General features: G+C 49.8%; 12 protein-coding genes and 1 tRNA gene. 5 read left to right on the top strand and 8 right to left on the bottom strand.

Annotated features, from left to right (window positions below; genetic code table 11):
- Window positions 1–22: 22 nt before the first annotated feature.
- Window positions 23–817 (bottom strand): HAD family hydrolase, encoded by a 795-nt coding sequence (locus B7990_RS01475; RefSeq protein ID WP_088639290.1) that lies wholly within the window; start codon window positions 815–817, stop codon window positions 23–25.
- Window positions 818–911: 94 nt separating this feature from the next.
- Here B7990_RS01475 and B7990_RS01480 point away from each other — a divergent pair, with 94 nt between their 5' ends.
- Together B7990_RS01480 and B7990_RS01485 are read left to right on the top strand one after the other, a co-directional pair.
- Window positions 912–1,586 carry a hypothetical protein gene (locus tag B7990_RS01480; protein ID WP_176407167.1) on the top strand — a complete coding sequence of 225 codons (675 nt, stop codon included), beginning with the start codon at window positions 912–914 and terminating at the stop codon, window positions 1,584–1,586.
- Window positions 1,587–1,703: 117 nt separating this feature from the next.
- Window positions 1,704–1,777: transfer RNA gene (locus tag B7990_RS01485), tRNA-Pro, on the top strand.
- 64 nt (window positions 1,778–1,841) lie between these two features.
- On the opposite strand, the gene B7990_RS01490 is transcribed toward B7990_RS01485, so the two are convergent.
- The gene (locus tag B7990_RS01490; protein ID WP_088639292.1) at window positions 1,842–3,032 is read right to left on the bottom strand and encodes a glycosyltransferase; all 1,191 of its coding nucleotides are present in this window, start codon (window positions 3,030–3,032) and stop codon (window positions 1,842–1,844) included.
- Window positions 3,032–4,915 carry a CHC2 zinc finger domain-containing protein gene (locus B7990_RS01495; RefSeq protein WP_088639293.1) on the bottom strand — a complete coding sequence of 628 codons (1,884 nt, stop codon included), beginning with the start codon at window positions 4,913–4,915 and terminating at the stop codon, window positions 3,032–3,034. The genes B7990_RS01490 and B7990_RS01495 overlap by 1 nt, the downstream gene beginning before the upstream one ends.
- Before the next feature lie 89 nt (window positions 4,916–5,004).
- Between B7990_RS01495 and ruvC the strand changes: the two genes are divergently transcribed.
- The 3 genes from ruvC to mpaA all read left to right on the top strand — a co-directional run bounded on the left by ruvC (window position 5,005) and on the right by mpaA (window position 7,061).
- Window positions 5,005–5,574 carry a crossover junction endodeoxyribonuclease RuvC gene (ruvC, locus tag B7990_RS01500; RefSeq protein WP_088639294.1) on the top strand — a complete coding sequence of 190 codons (570 nt, stop codon included), beginning with the start codon at window positions 5,005–5,007 and terminating at the stop codon, window positions 5,572–5,574.
- Window positions 5,571–6,254 carry a M15 family metallopeptidase gene (locus B7990_RS01505; RefSeq protein WP_088639295.1) on the top strand — a complete coding sequence of 228 codons (684 nt, stop codon included), beginning with the start codon at window positions 5,571–5,573 and terminating at the stop codon, window positions 6,252–6,254. Before ruvC ends, B7990_RS01505 begins: the two co-directional genes overlap by 4 nt.
- Before the next feature lie 108 nt (window positions 6,255–6,362).
- A complete protein-coding gene (gene mpaA, locus B7990_RS01510; protein ID WP_088639296.1) occupies window positions 6,363–7,061 on the top strand; it encodes a murein tripeptide amidase MpaA in 699 nt (232 codons plus the stop codon).
- A 121-nt stretch (window positions 7,062–7,182) separates the two neighbouring features.
- Here mpaA and B7990_RS01515 read toward each other — a convergent pair whose 3' ends face one another.
- The 5 genes from B7990_RS01515 to B7990_RS01535 all read right to left on the bottom strand — a co-directional run bounded on the left by B7990_RS01515 (window position 7,183) and on the right by B7990_RS01535 (window position 15,213).
- The gene (locus B7990_RS01515) at window positions 7,183–7,980 is read right to left on the bottom strand and encodes a phosphatidylcholine/phosphatidylserine synthase (protein WP_088639297.1); all 798 of its coding nucleotides are present in this window, start codon (window positions 7,978–7,980) and stop codon (window positions 7,183–7,185) included.
- Window positions 7,981–8,039: 59 nt separating this feature from the next.
- Complete coding sequence (locus B7990_RS01520) at window positions 8,040–9,818, bottom strand: ABC transporter substrate-binding protein (protein WP_088639298.1); 1,779 nt, start codon at window positions 9,816–9,818, stop codon at window positions 8,040–8,042.
- A gap of 103 nt (window positions 9,819–9,921) precedes the next feature.
- Window positions 9,922–12,351: a hypothetical protein gene (locus B7990_RS01525; protein WP_254917270.1), complete on the bottom strand. Its 2,430-nt coding sequence runs from the start codon at window positions 12,349–12,351 to the stop codon at window positions 9,922–9,924.
- A 94-nt stretch (window positions 12,352–12,445) separates the two neighbouring features.
- The gene (locus B7990_RS01530) at window positions 12,446–13,162 is read right to left on the bottom strand and encodes a response regulator transcription factor (protein WP_088639924.1); all 717 of its coding nucleotides are present in this window, start codon (window positions 13,160–13,162) and stop codon (window positions 12,446–12,448) included.
- 2 nt (window positions 13,163–13,164) lie between these two features.
- The gene (locus B7990_RS01535) at window positions 13,165–15,213 is read right to left on the bottom strand and encodes a cell wall metabolism sensor histidine kinase WalK (RefSeq protein ID WP_088639300.1); all 2,049 of its coding nucleotides are present in this window, start codon (window positions 15,211–15,213) and stop codon (window positions 13,165–13,167) included.
- Window positions 15,214–15,305 lie beyond the last annotated feature (92 nt).

Below are 15,305 nucleotides of genomic sequence, written 5' to 3' on the forward strand. Positions count from 1 at the left end.
AATTGGGAGGTGCCTTCTGCGGTTAAATGAACTCGGCGAAGTCCTTGATGTGGCTTGCGATGTAGCGCGGTTCTAGCGGGAGCAAGTTCTCGGCTTTGCCGAAGCCTTCAAAAAGCGTGATGCAGTCAATGCCTGCGTTCTTTGCTGCTAGAACGTCGGGTGTGTCGTCGCCAATCATAATTGCTTTTTCGGGGGCGATTCCTGTCTGGCGGAGAATCTCGTAAATGCCGGCGGGGCTTGGCTTGCGTTCGGGTGTGGTGTCGCCGCAGAGGTATGTGGCGAAAGAATTTTCGAGACCGAATTTTTTGAGAATCTTTTGCGCGGGGGCGACCGGCTTGTTTGTGAGCATTGCCGCGCATCTCGTCCCGGCGTGGTTCTCGTCACGATTGAAGACCGCGCGGTTCCCATCACGGTTTTCATCGGCGATTCGTTGCACGAACTCTATAACGCCTTCGTACGGTTCCGTGTTTTCGGTGCAGTGTTCCCAGTAGTATTCAGAATAAACTTTATGGATTTCCTTGATCTTCTCTTCGATGTAGTTTTCTCGGGAGAGCGTTTCGGAGACTTTTTCCATGTCGCGGGTGCTTACGACGGGAATGAAATTGGCAGCGACAGCTCGGCGGATCAAGTTCATGGAACCGTTTCCGATGAATGTGCGCACGTCATCGTTGCTATGCGTGTGTAGGCTGAATTGCGTCATCGCGTAATTCACTGCGGGTGCCAAATCGCCAAGTGTATTGAAGAGCGTACCGTCCAGGTCGAAAATGAACAGTTCTTTTTGCGCGATGAGAGCCTTGATTTCGTCGAGTGGAGTCATGGCGCCAAAGCTAGAAATTTTGTATATTCACACCATGATGTCTAGATTTTTTAAAACTGTTTTTGCGACGGCTCTTGCTTTTTCGGCGACTGTCATGGCTGAAGATATTATCCGTTTTGTGCCGGACCCGTACCCGATTGGTTATGCGGACCAGGGCGATGTGCGCCATATCGTCATCAAGGGTGCTAATATTACAAATAAAGAAATTGTCCTTGAAACCGTGATGGGCCAGGGCATTGGCATGTCGAACTTCAAGTATCCGACGAAAATTGCGCCGAATGCTGCGGTGACGATTGAATTCGATATGGATTTTGCGGGTATGGACGGCCAAATCAACCCGGTCGTGGTGATGGTCGATAACCAGGGCAAGTCGTATGCTGCCCAGCTTGATGGCTATGTGAAAAATCCGATTTTCTTTGGCGAAAAGCTTTTTGATACGGGTTATTATGCCGCCAATGAAAAGCGTGAATGGACGTTCTACGTCTGGGGAACGGACAAGAAGACGCGCCCGGATTTGGCGCTTGACGAAAATGCCCAGAAGGAATTTAAGCTCAAGACCAAGAACGTGATGCTCAATGTCGATGACATGGGCAAAATCAAGGAAGGCGGCAAGGTGCCTGGCATCAAGGTCACTCTTTCGACTGCAGGGCTTTCCCGCACGGGCTGGGAACTCAAGCAGAAGAGCATTCGCAAGATTGTGGGCTTCAAGAGCAAAAAATTCCCGAAGGCAACGCCCGAAGTGCTGATTGTTGGTTACTGGAAGGACTAGCGCTATTCTAGAAAGGACTGGAACTGCCGGAATGGGCTAATTAATGCTTTTTTCGGGAGTTTGCCTTGAAAAAATACCGTGGTTTAACTAACTTTGGCATACTCTTGCAAGAGACCTCGGGATGTAGCTCAGCCTGGTAGAGCGCTTGAATGGGGTTCAAGAGGTCGCTGATTCGAATTCAGTCATCCCGACTAAAAAGACTCGTCATTGACGAGTCTTTTTTGCGTTATAGCCCGCAGGGCTTTGGAACGGGTTTTATGATCGTTCGCTTTTTTTATTGGCGATTTCTTTGTACAGCGCGAGCTGGCGCTTGAAACAATCGTTCCAGCTGAATTTTTCGGCGTACTTGCGGGCTTTGATTTTTTTCTCGGTGAGGTCGGAATGGTAGAGTTCGACGATGGCGTCCGCCAAGGCTTCGGGGGTACGTTCCTTGAGGATTGTACCTGCGCCAGAGGTGGTGACGTGCTCGAATGCGGCTCCGGCGGCGGCTCCGACAAGGGCGTTTCCGCTTGCCATGCTTTCCAGAATCGAAAGCCCAAAGGTTTCCCAGCCAGAAAGTGCAAGTCCCATATCGACGCTTGCGTAATAGCGGGCCATCTCGTCGATGGAATTGACAAAGCCGATATAGCTTACGTGCTTGTATTTGGCGGCGGCTTCTTGCACGAGCGGGAGGCTTGGGCCTGTGCCTGCAAAGACAATGGCGGGTTCGTGCCCGAGCTTTTGCGCTAAAATGTCGTAAGCGCCAAGAACGAGGTCAATGCCTTTTTCGTTGCAATGCCTGTGCGGGAAGAATATCGTGAGACGGTTCGGGTCGCCGTCCTTGAGTTCGTTCACGAGCGCTTCGTCGCGGCGGCTTGGTGAGAATGTGTCGATGTCGCAACCGAGCGGGATCCAGCGCGGGTCGGGGAGGCCGTTCTTTTTGAGGCGCGCCATTGCTTCTTTTGAAGATGCCTGTACGCAATCAAATCCGCTGAATTCCTGGTTGGCGTACCAAAACGCGAGCTTGCGGAAGAACGTGCCAGCGCCAGCGCCAAGCTTTTTGGCTATCGGGCGCCCGACATAAGTCACTGGGAAATCGGCATGCCAAAAACTGAACAAAGCCGCGTTCGGCACGATTTTCTTTGCAATATGGCGAACGACTGAAGGCAAAATATAGGGCGATCCCACTTCAATCACGTCTGGCTTGTACTTTTCGAGAATCGGGCGAATCTGGTGGGATTTCCACATAAAGCGGTATTCCCAGTTGCCCGGAAATCGGAATGCCTCTACGTGTTCGATGATTAACCCTTCACTTCTGGTTTCGGTGTAGGTACTTGCAGAAGGCATCACGAAAACGGAACGCACATCGCTTTGGCGTTCGTAAAACGCCATTTTTTGCAGGTGGTAACGGCGGACTCCGCCTCCCGACGGACTCCAGAAATTATTGAAATCGACAATGGTAAACATTAAGCTTCTTTCATGCGGCTTGATTGAGGGTCCATCGAAATTTTATTTTCGTAAATGCGGCTTGAGCCTAAACGCCTGGAATCGACGGAAAGGTTCAGAACGCCATCCTTTTCGGTAAGCCAGTAAATGGCGTCGGAATCGCGAAGGTACGCACGCGGGCCGAGGAGTCCCATATTGGAATCGATGAGCTCTCCACCGAGGAAAATTGGAATGTCGAGCGCTTTGTACAGATCGAGCATGATGGACGAACGCTTCTCGTGGATGTCCGGGAGTTCCGGGCGGTCGGTAATCTTCATGTGGTCGATGCCGTCAATTACGAGAATCAAGTCCGGATGGTCCTTGAGTTCCTGGCTAAGAGTCTTGAGCAAGTCGCTAAAATCGAGCGAAGGCATGTCGTCCCAGATTTCGAGACGGTTGTTGCGCACATAGCCCATCAGGTCGCGAGTCGCATCTAAAATCTTTTTGTTGATTTCGTTGTCTGTATTTTGCTTGCGGACGGTCAGAATGGACTGCCCGATGAGCATGGAAACAAGACGGTCAAAAATTTGGCGGCGAGGTGTTTCGTAGGCAACGTAAATGACCTTGAGGTTCGGGTTGCTTTCGATGAGGTCTAGCGTAAGGCTTGAAAGCAGGAACGTCTTGAGGCCAAACGGATGCGACGAAACAAAGAAGCATCCCGACTGCACCCCATCAATTTCTTGGGTAAGCTTTGGGAACGTACTGAGCTTATAGCCTACGCTTTGGTCTGGCGGGCATGCCATCGCTGTATCGAAGTTTTCCTTGATGTCCTGCAACAGCATGGAACGACGGTGCGAGTGTATTGTATCGACTTCGGTTTTTGAAATGAGGTCGAGAAGCTTGTCGGCGCCGTTCTTGCGTACAAAAGTATCGACAGTTTCGTCCTTCGGGAGCACAATGGACTTGAGGCTCATGTGCATTTGTTCGGCAAGCTTCAGGTACTTTTGAATTTTAAGTTCCTGGTTTCGTCGATCCTCTTCGCGGCGAAGTATGACGGTAAATGCTTCGGCGCCACAGGCTTTGAGCTTGTAGAGGTGATTGACGTTTAGTTCCTGGTACATTGTGGAGACAACGCCCGGGATGCCGGCGAGGTCTGCGGTGAGCGCATCGAAGAACCCTTGCACGATAATTGGGTTTTCGCTGTCGGGCTGGATGTTGAACGGAATGACGGTCGGTCCCGAAGCGTAAGTGATATATGTGTGGCTCTTTTCGTTATCGTCGATGAGTCTTCCGTAGACGGAATGGATAAATCCCTTGGAATTGCGGGCCGGAATTGTAATTCGCGGTTCGTGGTACGCTTCGAGGTTGTCAAGGTAAAAACTGATCTGGTGGCGTTCGATGCCGGAGAGCATGCAGTAGCTGATAAACGGTTCGGGGTCGCCACTGTAATAGCCGAGACCGTAAAGTTGGGCTTGTCCAATGCTCCAGCCGCGGGCTTCGAGGAACTTTGCCGAGGACGGGCTTTTGCAGGCGGCCCAGTGGCAGTAACGCACAAAGCATTCGAGCACCTTGGACTTTTCGCCGCCGACTTCCTTGACCCAGGGGTGTTCGCTATCCTGGTTGTTTGCCAGATCCTTGTCGAGTGTGCCCAGGAATTCAAAGGCTTCAGTACGCGCGGTCTGTTCGTCCATGCCATTAAAGCGGCTTTTCATGAGAAAGTCGACCAGATCGCCTTCGGCGCCGCATTGAAGGCAGCGGTACCGCCAGTAGCCTAGAGCATCGTAGAAAAACAGCGATGTCTCTTCTGGAGCGTGGAACGGGCAGCAGGCAATAAGGTTACGGCCCCAGCGGCTCAGAGGAATCCCCAGCTGCCTCGGGTGGGCTTTTGTTCTCATGTAGTCAGCGTGTTCCTGGTCAATTAGCATTGCGGCCTCCTATAGAGAAATCTAATAAAGTACGCTCCCGTAGATGCGTTTTTTTTGAAAAAAAGGCAATTTTATCTATTTTTTGAATTATGGTTATTCTTGGTATTGACCCGGGTTCGATTACGACCGGATATGCGTTCTTGAAAAAGACTGGCAACCAGATTCAGGTGCTGGAATATGGCACGTTCCATGCGAATGCGACTAAAAATCTCGAAGACAGGCTTGTGCATATCGTGACGGAACTCGAAAAGCGCCTGGACCATTACCACCCGGATGCACTTGCTATGGAAGGCGTGTTCTTTGCGAAGAACGTGAAAAGTGCCTTGGTGCTCGGGCATATCCGCGGGGCGATTCTTGTGGCGTGCCACCGTCGCGGAATGACGTACGAGGAATACCCGCCGAAAGTCGTGAAGCAGGCCGTGACAGGCAATGGTGCTGCTTCGAAGGAACATGTCGCTAACATGATTTTTGCGCATTTGGGAATCGCAGGTGGGGATCTCCCGCTCGATGCTTCGGATGCGCTTGCGATTGCATGGACGCATGCAAACCCGGCGCCCTTGGCGCAGTCGCTATTGGGTAAAAAGTCGAAGCCCAAGAAGAAAACGACGGTGCAACAGTGGAAAGACTTGATTGAAAAGATGGGAGGGACGATTCTATGAAGGACTTGTCGTCTCAAGATTTGTTGCCCTACGGCCTTGGAACGCCGGACTTGGTGGAATTCCAGCCGGGATACTTTGTAGACCGTGAAATTGTAGACGATTTGCAAGCTTTATCAAACGAAGCCAAGGCGAATGGTTTTGAACTGCGCGTTGAATCGGCGTACCGCTCGTTTGAAAAGCAGCTCTCGATTTGGAACCGCAAGGCGCGCGGCGAACTGAAACTCTTGAATGAAAATGGCGAGCCGATGGAACGCCCGAAAGATGAAGAAGAGCTAATGTATGCGATTCTCACATGGTCGGCATTGCCGGGAGCGAGCCGTCACCATCTGGGGACGGACATCGACGTGGTCGATGGAGCTGCGTGCCCGGAGGGCTACGAAGTTGAGCTTACGCCTGCGGAGTGCAGTGGCATGTTCGCGAAGTTCCATGCGTTCTTGACATCCCGGATGGAGTCTGGCTCGTCATTTGGCTTTAGCCGTGTGTTTATTCCTGGACGCGGGAAAATCAAGCCTGAAGGCTGGCACATTGCGCACTTGCCGACATCGCGTAAGCGCTTGGATCGTTTCTCGCTAGACACGTTGCGGAGCATCTATGAACGCTCGGACATGGAATGCAAACGCGTCGTGCTTGCCCGCTTGCCCAAACTCGCGGAGGATTATATCTATCCTTACTTTGTATGATGAGCGGCTTTGCCGCAGTTCTGAGTTCCGAGTTACTAGTTACTAGAGTTTCATGCCAAGAATTACTAGTAACTAGTATCTATTAACTAGTAACTTACGGTTCCTATTATGTTTCTATCTCCAGATTCTCGCGGTATTGTCCGCTTGCCTTCTCTTGAATATGGACGCTCTGTGCTGGGCGCCCCGTTGCTGTACTACCCGTGCAAGAGCGAATGCAAGTTGCTTGTAATGGCGGGAATCCATGGCGAAGAGCCTGAGACGACGTTTCTCCTGAGTCGTGTGCTCCGAGCTTTTGACGAACCTTTTGATTCCATTGCTTTTGTCCTGTGTGTCAATCCGGACGGAGTCGCTCTTGGAACGCGCGGAAACGCCAATGGCGTAGACTTGAACCGCAATTTCAAGACGCAGAACTTCTCGACGGAAAAGGTGGGGTCACGCTCGATTCTCGAAGCGCCTCGTGATACGCTTTTGTCTCCGGGATCATTTGCAGGGAGCGAACCGGAAACGCAAGCGCTTGTCGCGTTAATCGAAAAGCTGAAGCCCGCGAGCGTACTTGCGATGCATGCCCCGATGGGCTGTGTCGATGCCCCGCAAAAAACATCGCTTGTCGAAGGCGTGATGGATACGTTTAATTTGCCATGGCTGCCGGACATTGGGTACAAGACGCCGGGAAGCTTCGGGACGTGGTGCGGGGAACGCGGCCTCGAATGCGTGACTCTTGAACTCCCGCGCATGTCGCTAGAACAATTGTTTGACCGCTACGGCCGCGCGTTCGCGGAATGGCTGGAGGTCGCGGAGTCTTGCTAGAACGTTTCTTGGAATGTCTATAAAACAGAAATGCCCGCTTGTTGCGGGCTTTTCTCATAAAATTTAACTGGATCCTTCGTTCGTGCTGCGCACTTCACTCAGGATGACGTGGTTCTAACCACTACTTCTTACCCGCTTTAGCTTCTTCGATAATCTGTTTGCGGTAGATGATGCCCACACCGAAGCCGATCACCATGTAGCTTGTACCGAGGATGAGCAGGTATTCGAGAATGTACGGCACTTTTTCGTTGTAGAAAAGGAGACCGGCAACGTAGGTAAGCAAAATCAGCACAATCTGGAAAATGTTGAAAGGCTTGTTCTTGCGCGGCTGGAGCTTCGGGAGGAACAGCGGGCTTACCATCAGGAATCCTGTGATGACAAATACGATAATCGGGAGCCAGAAGATGAATGTGCTCGGATCGTCAAAAGTGCCTTTGCTTTTGAGGAATACGATGAGGGTCGCGTTCACCATGCCGGCGAAAGTGGAAGGAAGTCCGGAGAAGTGGTGGTGGTAGGTGTCGCAGTCGCAGGCGTTGTACTTGGCAAGGCGCATGGCGGCGCAAAGTACATAAATCGCGAGTGCGATAACCATCAGCAAGCCGTGGTTCTGGAACCATTCCGGCGCGTAAGTCTTGTAAGCGAAGAAAAAGCCGAAAGCCGGAGCTAATCCGAAGGCGATCAAGTCGGCGAGGCTGTCGAACTGGGCGCCGAATTCAGAACTGGCGTTCACGAGGCGGGCGGCAAAGCCGTCGAGCTTATCAAAAAGGGCACTCAGGATGACGAAGTAGGCACCCATGCGGATCGGGTCTGCGGCACTAAACGAACCGAATGCGCCGGTTGTCCAGCATATGGAAAAAACACCCAACAAAAAGTTTAGACTTGTGAAAGTATTTGGCAAAATAAAACGTAATTTTCCCACGATATACTCCTTGAAATGGTCTGCTAAAAATAATTTTTTTAATGGAAAAAGAAACTTTTTTATTGATTATCCTGCTGCTTGACTGGCACAATTTCCCACAGTGCACTCACTCCGGCGGCGACAACGAGATTATTTGGCGGTGCATATGGGTTTTCTGCGGTAGGGAAGTTAGTCCAGTGCTTGGTTGAAAACTGATAGTAGGTAGATGGCCTGTACATGATCGGGAGAACAGGGACTGTTTGCATGAATAAGCTGTTTAGTTCACGGTAGGCCTGCACGAGCGTATCTTCGTCTGTAATGGTCGGAATTTGCATCAAAAGGTTGTTTATCTCTGTATTCTGGAAACGCCCCTGGTTAGCAAAGGTCTCTTCGCCAACGGGCCTGTACGTGGTGCTGTTGAGCATCTGGTAGAATCTGTTCCAGGGGTTTGCGATGGAGTGTTCCGATGGCGGAGTCTTCATAGCGAGGTCGAATGTGCCTCGACGCAAGTTCATGTCCCAGATCCCGTAATCTTCGATTTTGGGAACCGCTGTAATTCCGATTTCTGCAAACGATTCTACAATGACATTGATGGCGTCGATCCAGTCGGTCCAACCTTGCGGACATTCGATGGTGATGCTCCGAACAGGCTTTTTCTTTTTATCGAGCAGTTTGCCTTCTTCGTTCCAGGAATAGCCGGCATCCTTGAGGATTTCACGAGCTTTTTCAGTGTTGTAGCTATAGCCGAAAGCGTCGGCATCTTCTTTGTTGAAGAACTTCTTTTCTGGGCCGAACGGGAGAATGAAGCCGGGCTGCATGGTGGGGGTATAGTTTGAAAGTGCCCGAGCCTTTATTTTTTCAAAGTCGACCGCATGAATGAGCGCACGTCTAAAGTTTACGTTGTTGAAGGGCTCTTTTTGCGTGGCGACGACCAAGACTGTAATGGTCGAGGGGAGCTGGTAAGGTTCCTCTCTGCTCCATGCACGGATACTGTCCTTTGTTTTTTCCCAGATTCTAGGCAGGTAAATGGAAGAGACGTCCAAGTTGCCACGGACCATGGCACTATTGAAATTGTCATTTCCGTCGTAAATGGAGTGGATGATGTACTTGGGGGCCGGTTTTCTTCCGCTGTAATTGCTGTTCCGCCAGTAGTTCTCGACACGTTCAAGCACGATCTGGTCGGGCGAAAAATTCTTTAAGATGTATGGACCCGAAGCAACCGGGTTGTTCTCGTTCCTGAAAATGAGAATCTTGTCCATGTTGTAGGTCTTTCCGACCTTGGCGGACTTGACCAGGGGTTCAAATACCGATTTGGGGAGAATGGATGTTTCGGCTATGGCGTTGAGGACCATGAGCGGATTTCTGTTTGCAGAAAGATGGAACGTGATGTGGTTCCCGCTGTCGGCAGAAATCGTCTTGATGTACTTCCAGTTGTTGTGGTGCGCGGTCGGGAGAACGGAATCCAGCTTGAAGGTGTATACAACATCTTCGGGTGTGATTTTTTCTCCGTTATTCCATTTCGCGCGTGAATCTAGGTGGACCGTAATGGAAGAATCTGTCTGGGTGTATGAATCCGCAAGCATCGGATCGAGCTTGCCGGTAAGCTGGTTATAGGCAAGGAGCGATTCGTACATGAGGCGGATATTTCCGTCGGCAGGGAAGTTTGGGTCGGGGTCGAGCGGGTTGAATGTTGTGGGCGGTGCCCAGTCAAAGCCGCCGATGTAAAGAGTCTCGTTTCGCGGGTAATCGGAGAGCATTGCCTTGGGCGTCTTGGAAACTTCATCTTTACAACCTGTAGCCATGAACGCAATCGTCATGGAGAGGGTGAATGGGATGAATTTCTTAAAGTGATCGCTCATTGTATTCCTACAAAACAAGATTGGTCAAATGTAGTGAGTTTTTTCAAATCTGACCACTAAAATTTAGTTTACTAATACCTAAAGTAATTTCTATAGGCTCTGTTTATAGCGGAAAACCGTATAGCACTCGTTTCGGGGAGGCACTAAACAGGGTATGGTTCAAAATGAAGGGGGTGCCTGCCCCGCCCGGGGTGTTGAATGTCTTTACGACCTTGCCGGTTTTGATGGATAGTGCGATGACTTCGCTTCCCTGGTCTATCCATGCTTTGCCGTCATAGATGAATGGTTTTGAAAATATGGATTTTTTTCCTTGATATTTCCAGAGCGGGGTTCCGATGTTGGAATAAAGGAGTATCGATTGATCTGCTAGCGAAATAATGATTTTATCTTCGTTTTGGTCGCGGAATACTTGCGTAGATACGATCGGGTATTCCATAAGCACCTGTGTCGGGCTGAAATCCTTGTGCTTGGTGTTTTGTAAAAAGAGCTTGTTTGTGCTTGATACAAGAACGAGCGTGGAATCGATCCCTTCCATTGCAGTGATGTTGACCTGAACTTTATTTACTGAATTTTCTATAGCGAAGCCGTTGTCGTCATTGAGCCGCATGAGTTCTCCGTCGAGGTTGCACAATTGCAGGTTGCGGTTCTGCTTCACTACGTGGAACGGCATGGAATAAACTTTGCGGGACCAGATGATGCTGTTGCTTGAACGTGAAATTTTGAGTAGAAAACCGTTCCAGGTCGATGCGTAAATATTGTCGCCACTCAGGGTGAAGTTGAACGCTTTGCCTGGCAAAGGCAGCGGCTTGTTGAATGCGTCCTTGTTCATGTCGTAGACATGCATCTGGTAGCCGGTTGAAATGACAATGGAATTTTCGTCAGATTGAATAACGGGGGCGTTCCCGATTTTCCCAATGTGCTTGCTCCAGCGCTGTTCGCCTGTTTCGGCGTTGATGCAGATCAGCTGTTCTGTAGCTGGGTCAACGGTGTAGAGGTTCTTTTTTGAACCCAGAAACTGCGGATACACCGTCTTTGGCGAAATGTTTAACGGGCTTGCAAAAATGGCGCCGATGACATCGCTGTAATGGCTCAGAATCGTCCCTGCAATTTGCGGGCTTCCAATAGAAAGCCTTACGGCTTCTGCCCATGCGTTTTGACGGCTCTTTTCAGGAACTTCCTGTCTTTCCAGGTTTAAGGCCTTGAGAAAGTGCGCTTCTGCATTACCGGGTTCGTTTTTAATGATTGTGTCAAGTATCGGGATTACATTTTCCCAGAGATTCTGCTTGGCCTGGAACATGGCTTGTGAGGCAAGCTTGCTCGAGTATAGTGGCCTTTGTCCATAGTAATGGGCATCAATAGCAAAGATCTTTTTATCGTTAAAGGAAATGTAAATGAAGCGTTTCTTGATGATGGGGCGCATCTTGGGGGGCTTTGCAAAGTTGAAGCGCCACAAGGGGCGAAGTAATGTATCGACGGTGATGACAGAACCTTCGTTAGAGAAAAGCCCCAGAGTCCCCTGTGCCAGCGGGTACATGTTGGATGCGTTTGCGCGGATGCTTGAAAGGACGGCTCCCGTGTAGTGGTTGTACAGGCTTATTTTCCCGGAAGCTTCTAGGGTGACAATGTTGTTTTCAAAAGCCTGGATGCTCTCGATGTTTCCGACGGCTACTTTCCACAGAGGTGTTTGCGTATTTTGCAGGGAATAGCAGAACAGCGTGTTTCCAGAAATCAGGTAAACTAAGTTCTTGAAAATGAAAACGTGCTGTATGACATCGTATTGGGCGATGGTGAAATTTTCAGTGGCGGAACTTGCTGAAACGAAGTGGAGCGCGTTATCTGGACAATTGATGATAAAGTTGTCGTTGATGATCTGGTCTTTCTGGAGCTGGCATGAATTGTAGTCGGCGCTTCCCTTGATGATAGAGCCTTTGCGGTCAAGGATGTAGAAACTTTTGTCGATGATGGCTATGGCGATCCCGTTCACTGCTGTAAACTGGTGCACGTCTTTTATATCGTAAGATGTTATTTGTTTGGGCGAGTTATGAGGCTTGTAAAAGAGAGAATCTCGTGCGGGATTCTGGTACCACATTCCATCGGAATCAATATGCAGCAGATGTTCGTTTTCGTTTAAGCGCGAAGAAATTTCAAGAATCATGCCGCTTTCGATTTTTGCAATACGTCCGTTTTCAAACAGGATGTTTGCGTTCTTGCCGTCAAAAATCTTTCGGACAGGACTAGCAAGGGGAATTGTCTTTTGCAAAAGTCTTTCTGGGGCAAAACTTGTGGCTGCGTCTCGTCCGGCAAGCCAGTAAGCTTTACTCGTGTTTGCTGTAATAGCTTGACTGCGGCTGTAAAAGTGGTTGGCCTGTGCTTTGTTATTGGCTAAGTCGTAAATTTTACCGAGGTAGAAAAAGGCGGATTCCTTGTCTTCTTCGTCTCCCTGGCGTGAAATTTTTTCAAGAAGCCTTATGGCGTCATCGACTTCGCCTTTCATTTCGAAGAGGTAGATGGCTTCTTGAAGTTGCGAAGCCATTTTGCTTGCATGTACATGAGCCGAAAATAACGAGCAGAGGGCGATGGTTATAAGTAACCACGCCTTGCAGATGTTGTTTTCTCTAAGTCTCAAACTATGCATCAAACTTGTAGCCTGCACCACGGATAGAAAGGATGATTTTGGGATTGGCCTGATCGTCTTCGAGTTTGCGTCTCAAGTTTACAATGTGGTTGTCGATTGTTCGCGTGGACGGCATGTTGTCGGGCGTGTAGCCCCAGAGGTCCTGCAACAGATCCTCGCGCAGGACCACTTCGCCACGACGTTGCCAGAAGTATTTGAGAATCTGGAATTCTCTTGTGGAAAGTTCCAGAGGAACACCGCCCTTTGTGGCGACGAATTTCTTGAAGTCCAGGTGGATGTCGGCAAAATCGACGGCATCGACAGAAGCGAGCTGCTTTGTGGGCCGTGCTTGCGCCTGCAAGTCGATTCTACGGAGGAACGCTTTTACGCGGGCCAGAAGTTCAAGGATTGAAAACGGCTTTGTCACGTAGTCGTCGGCACCCATGTCGAGTCCTGCGACCTTGCTCGTCTCTTCGGTCTTGGCGGTAAGCATGATGATAATGCATTCCGGGTGCTTTTTGCGGATGAAACGGCAGACCTCAAAACCGCTTTTCTTGGGGAGCATCACGTCCAGCAAGATGAGGTGTGGCTGGAATGAGTCCGTCTTGGCGATGGCTTCTTCGCCGTCGCATGCCGTTTCAACTTCGTAGTTTTCGAGTTCAAAGTTGTCCTGGAGCCCAAGCCGGATGATTTCTTCGTCTTCTACAATGAGAATTCTGTGTTGTTGCATAATCATTCTGCCTTCTTGAATCGTACGGTAAAAGTAGAACCCTTGCCTGGTTTGCTGGTGAGGGAAATTGTCGCCTTGTGGGTCTCGGCCACGCGCTTTACGATGGCAAGCCCAAGACCGGAGCCTTTTGTGCTGCGAGTCATTTCGTCACCAACCCTATAAAAATCATTAAATATATTTTTTTGTTCTGAAGAGGGAATCCCAATTCCTGTGTCGGCAACGGAGAAAACGACTCTGTCTTCATCGGGGGCGACCGTGATGGTGATGTCGCCAGGAGCGTTCGTGTACTTGATGGCGTTTTCGATAAGGTTTTGCACTAAGCTGTAAAGTGCTGTGTAGTCGCCAATGACAAATAGGCCCGGCTCGATTTTTGTATTGAACATCAGGCCTTTTTCGACGCCGATGTCTTCTACATTGTCAAAAACCTTCTGTACGCAGGCCGAAAAGTCGAGCTTTTCCCAGTGGAAACCGCCCTTGCCGTGTTCCATACGCGTGTAGTTCAGAATGGCGCCGATGAGGTTTTCGAGGCGGGTGGCCTCCTTGCCGATAAGCCCTGAGTATTCCTGCACTTTTTCGACTTTCTGCACACGCCCGCGGGCCATCATTTCGGCAAACATCTTGATGGAGGTGAGCGGCGTCTTGAGTTCGTGTGAAACGCTCGAAAGGAAGTTCGCCTTCATCGCCAAAAGCTTGTGTTCTTGCGTGAGGAATCTAAACATCACGATGGAGCCAAGCAGCACTGTAATGAGCGAGAACGATAGAAGCCCGTACATGAGGAACATGCGCTTGCGGGTTTCCTTCTTGATTTCGCTTAAGCCTTTTTCGTATAGCGTTAAGTTCCATGAAATGACTTTATCTAAAACGACTTGCGTTAAAACCGCAGAACTGTCGGAGACGTGGCCGAGGATGAGGGCCTTGTCGGAACCTTCGGTGATGGAATAGGGAATGCCCTTCCAGCCTTGTGCAGAGGTCTTGAGCTTGGATCTCATGCGTTCGCGGTATTCATCGATATTCACCTTGGCAAGAACGACCTGGTCACCGGATAGAATCGGGTAGCTCATCTTGATGAACGTCGTCTTGTTATTGCTCATGATATCGATGCCGTTCTTGGACGTCGATTCCTTGTTCATTAGCGCCTGGACAAGATCTTTATTGTTAAAGAATATATCCATGTAGCCGAGCTGGCGGTTAAAGTTCTCGCGCAAGTTCCAGAACGCTTCGCGCTTTTCCTGGGTCAGGTTCTCAAATGAAAGGATCTGTGTAAATGTCGTTTCAAAGAAGAATTTTGCCGAGGGCAGGTTCTCGATGTTTTCGCTTTGCAGGAACTGGTTTAAAACAGAAAGTGTGTAATCTTCGGCTTCCTTGTGTTTTTTTTGGGCCACAAGTATTTCAAAGTGCAGCAGGTTCACCGAACGGGTCAGGTCTGAATGGAGATAGCCTTGCTGGTGCGGGTGCTCTTCGAGGATGTTTAAAAGACGGAGCGCTTCGTCGTAGTCCTTCGTTTTATAAGCGATGCGCACAAGCCCAAGAATGTTCTGGATCTGGTCATCGGCGGAATCGTACGAAAATCGCAGCTGGCGGGCCGATCGCGAAAGGTTGGCTGGCTGCGGCATGGCCGAGGTGACCTCTTCGCGGAACAGCATCTTCTCGAATGGGTTTGCAATGCTGTTTGAATAATCTGAGGTCTTCGAGAAATGCTTTGACGAAATGTCCGGATATATAAGCGAACCCTTGTTGTACAGGAACATCGCTTCGATGCCGTTCACGGTCTTGAACTGGGTCGCGTTTCCGAAGTCCAAGAGGCTGTGTGGCTGTTCGTAAAGGTAAAGCGATGCGGACTTGACTTCCTGGAAAATTTTATTTTGTTCTTTGTTGATTGTCGATACGCATTGTTCCCGGAACGTTGTCGTGCTTTCGCTAAAGTTCTTTTGCGCGAGGAAAGCTTCGTTCTGGATGTTACGGACACTCAAAAACGAAAGAATCGCCGTCGGTAGGACGATTCCCCCTGCAAAAAAGGAAAGAAAGAGAAGGTTGCTACGAGATATCTGCATTGGAGAGCACTTCCTTAAAATGGAACATGCGCTGACAATTCAGGATAATTCAGTATAAGAACACTTCCAGCCATCAAGATCGCTAGAATCGA

Source organism: Fibrobacter sp. UWB4, assembly GCF_002210345.1.
Taxonomy (GTDB): domain Bacteria; phylum Fibrobacterota; class Fibrobacteria; order Fibrobacterales; family Fibrobacteraceae; genus Fibrobacter.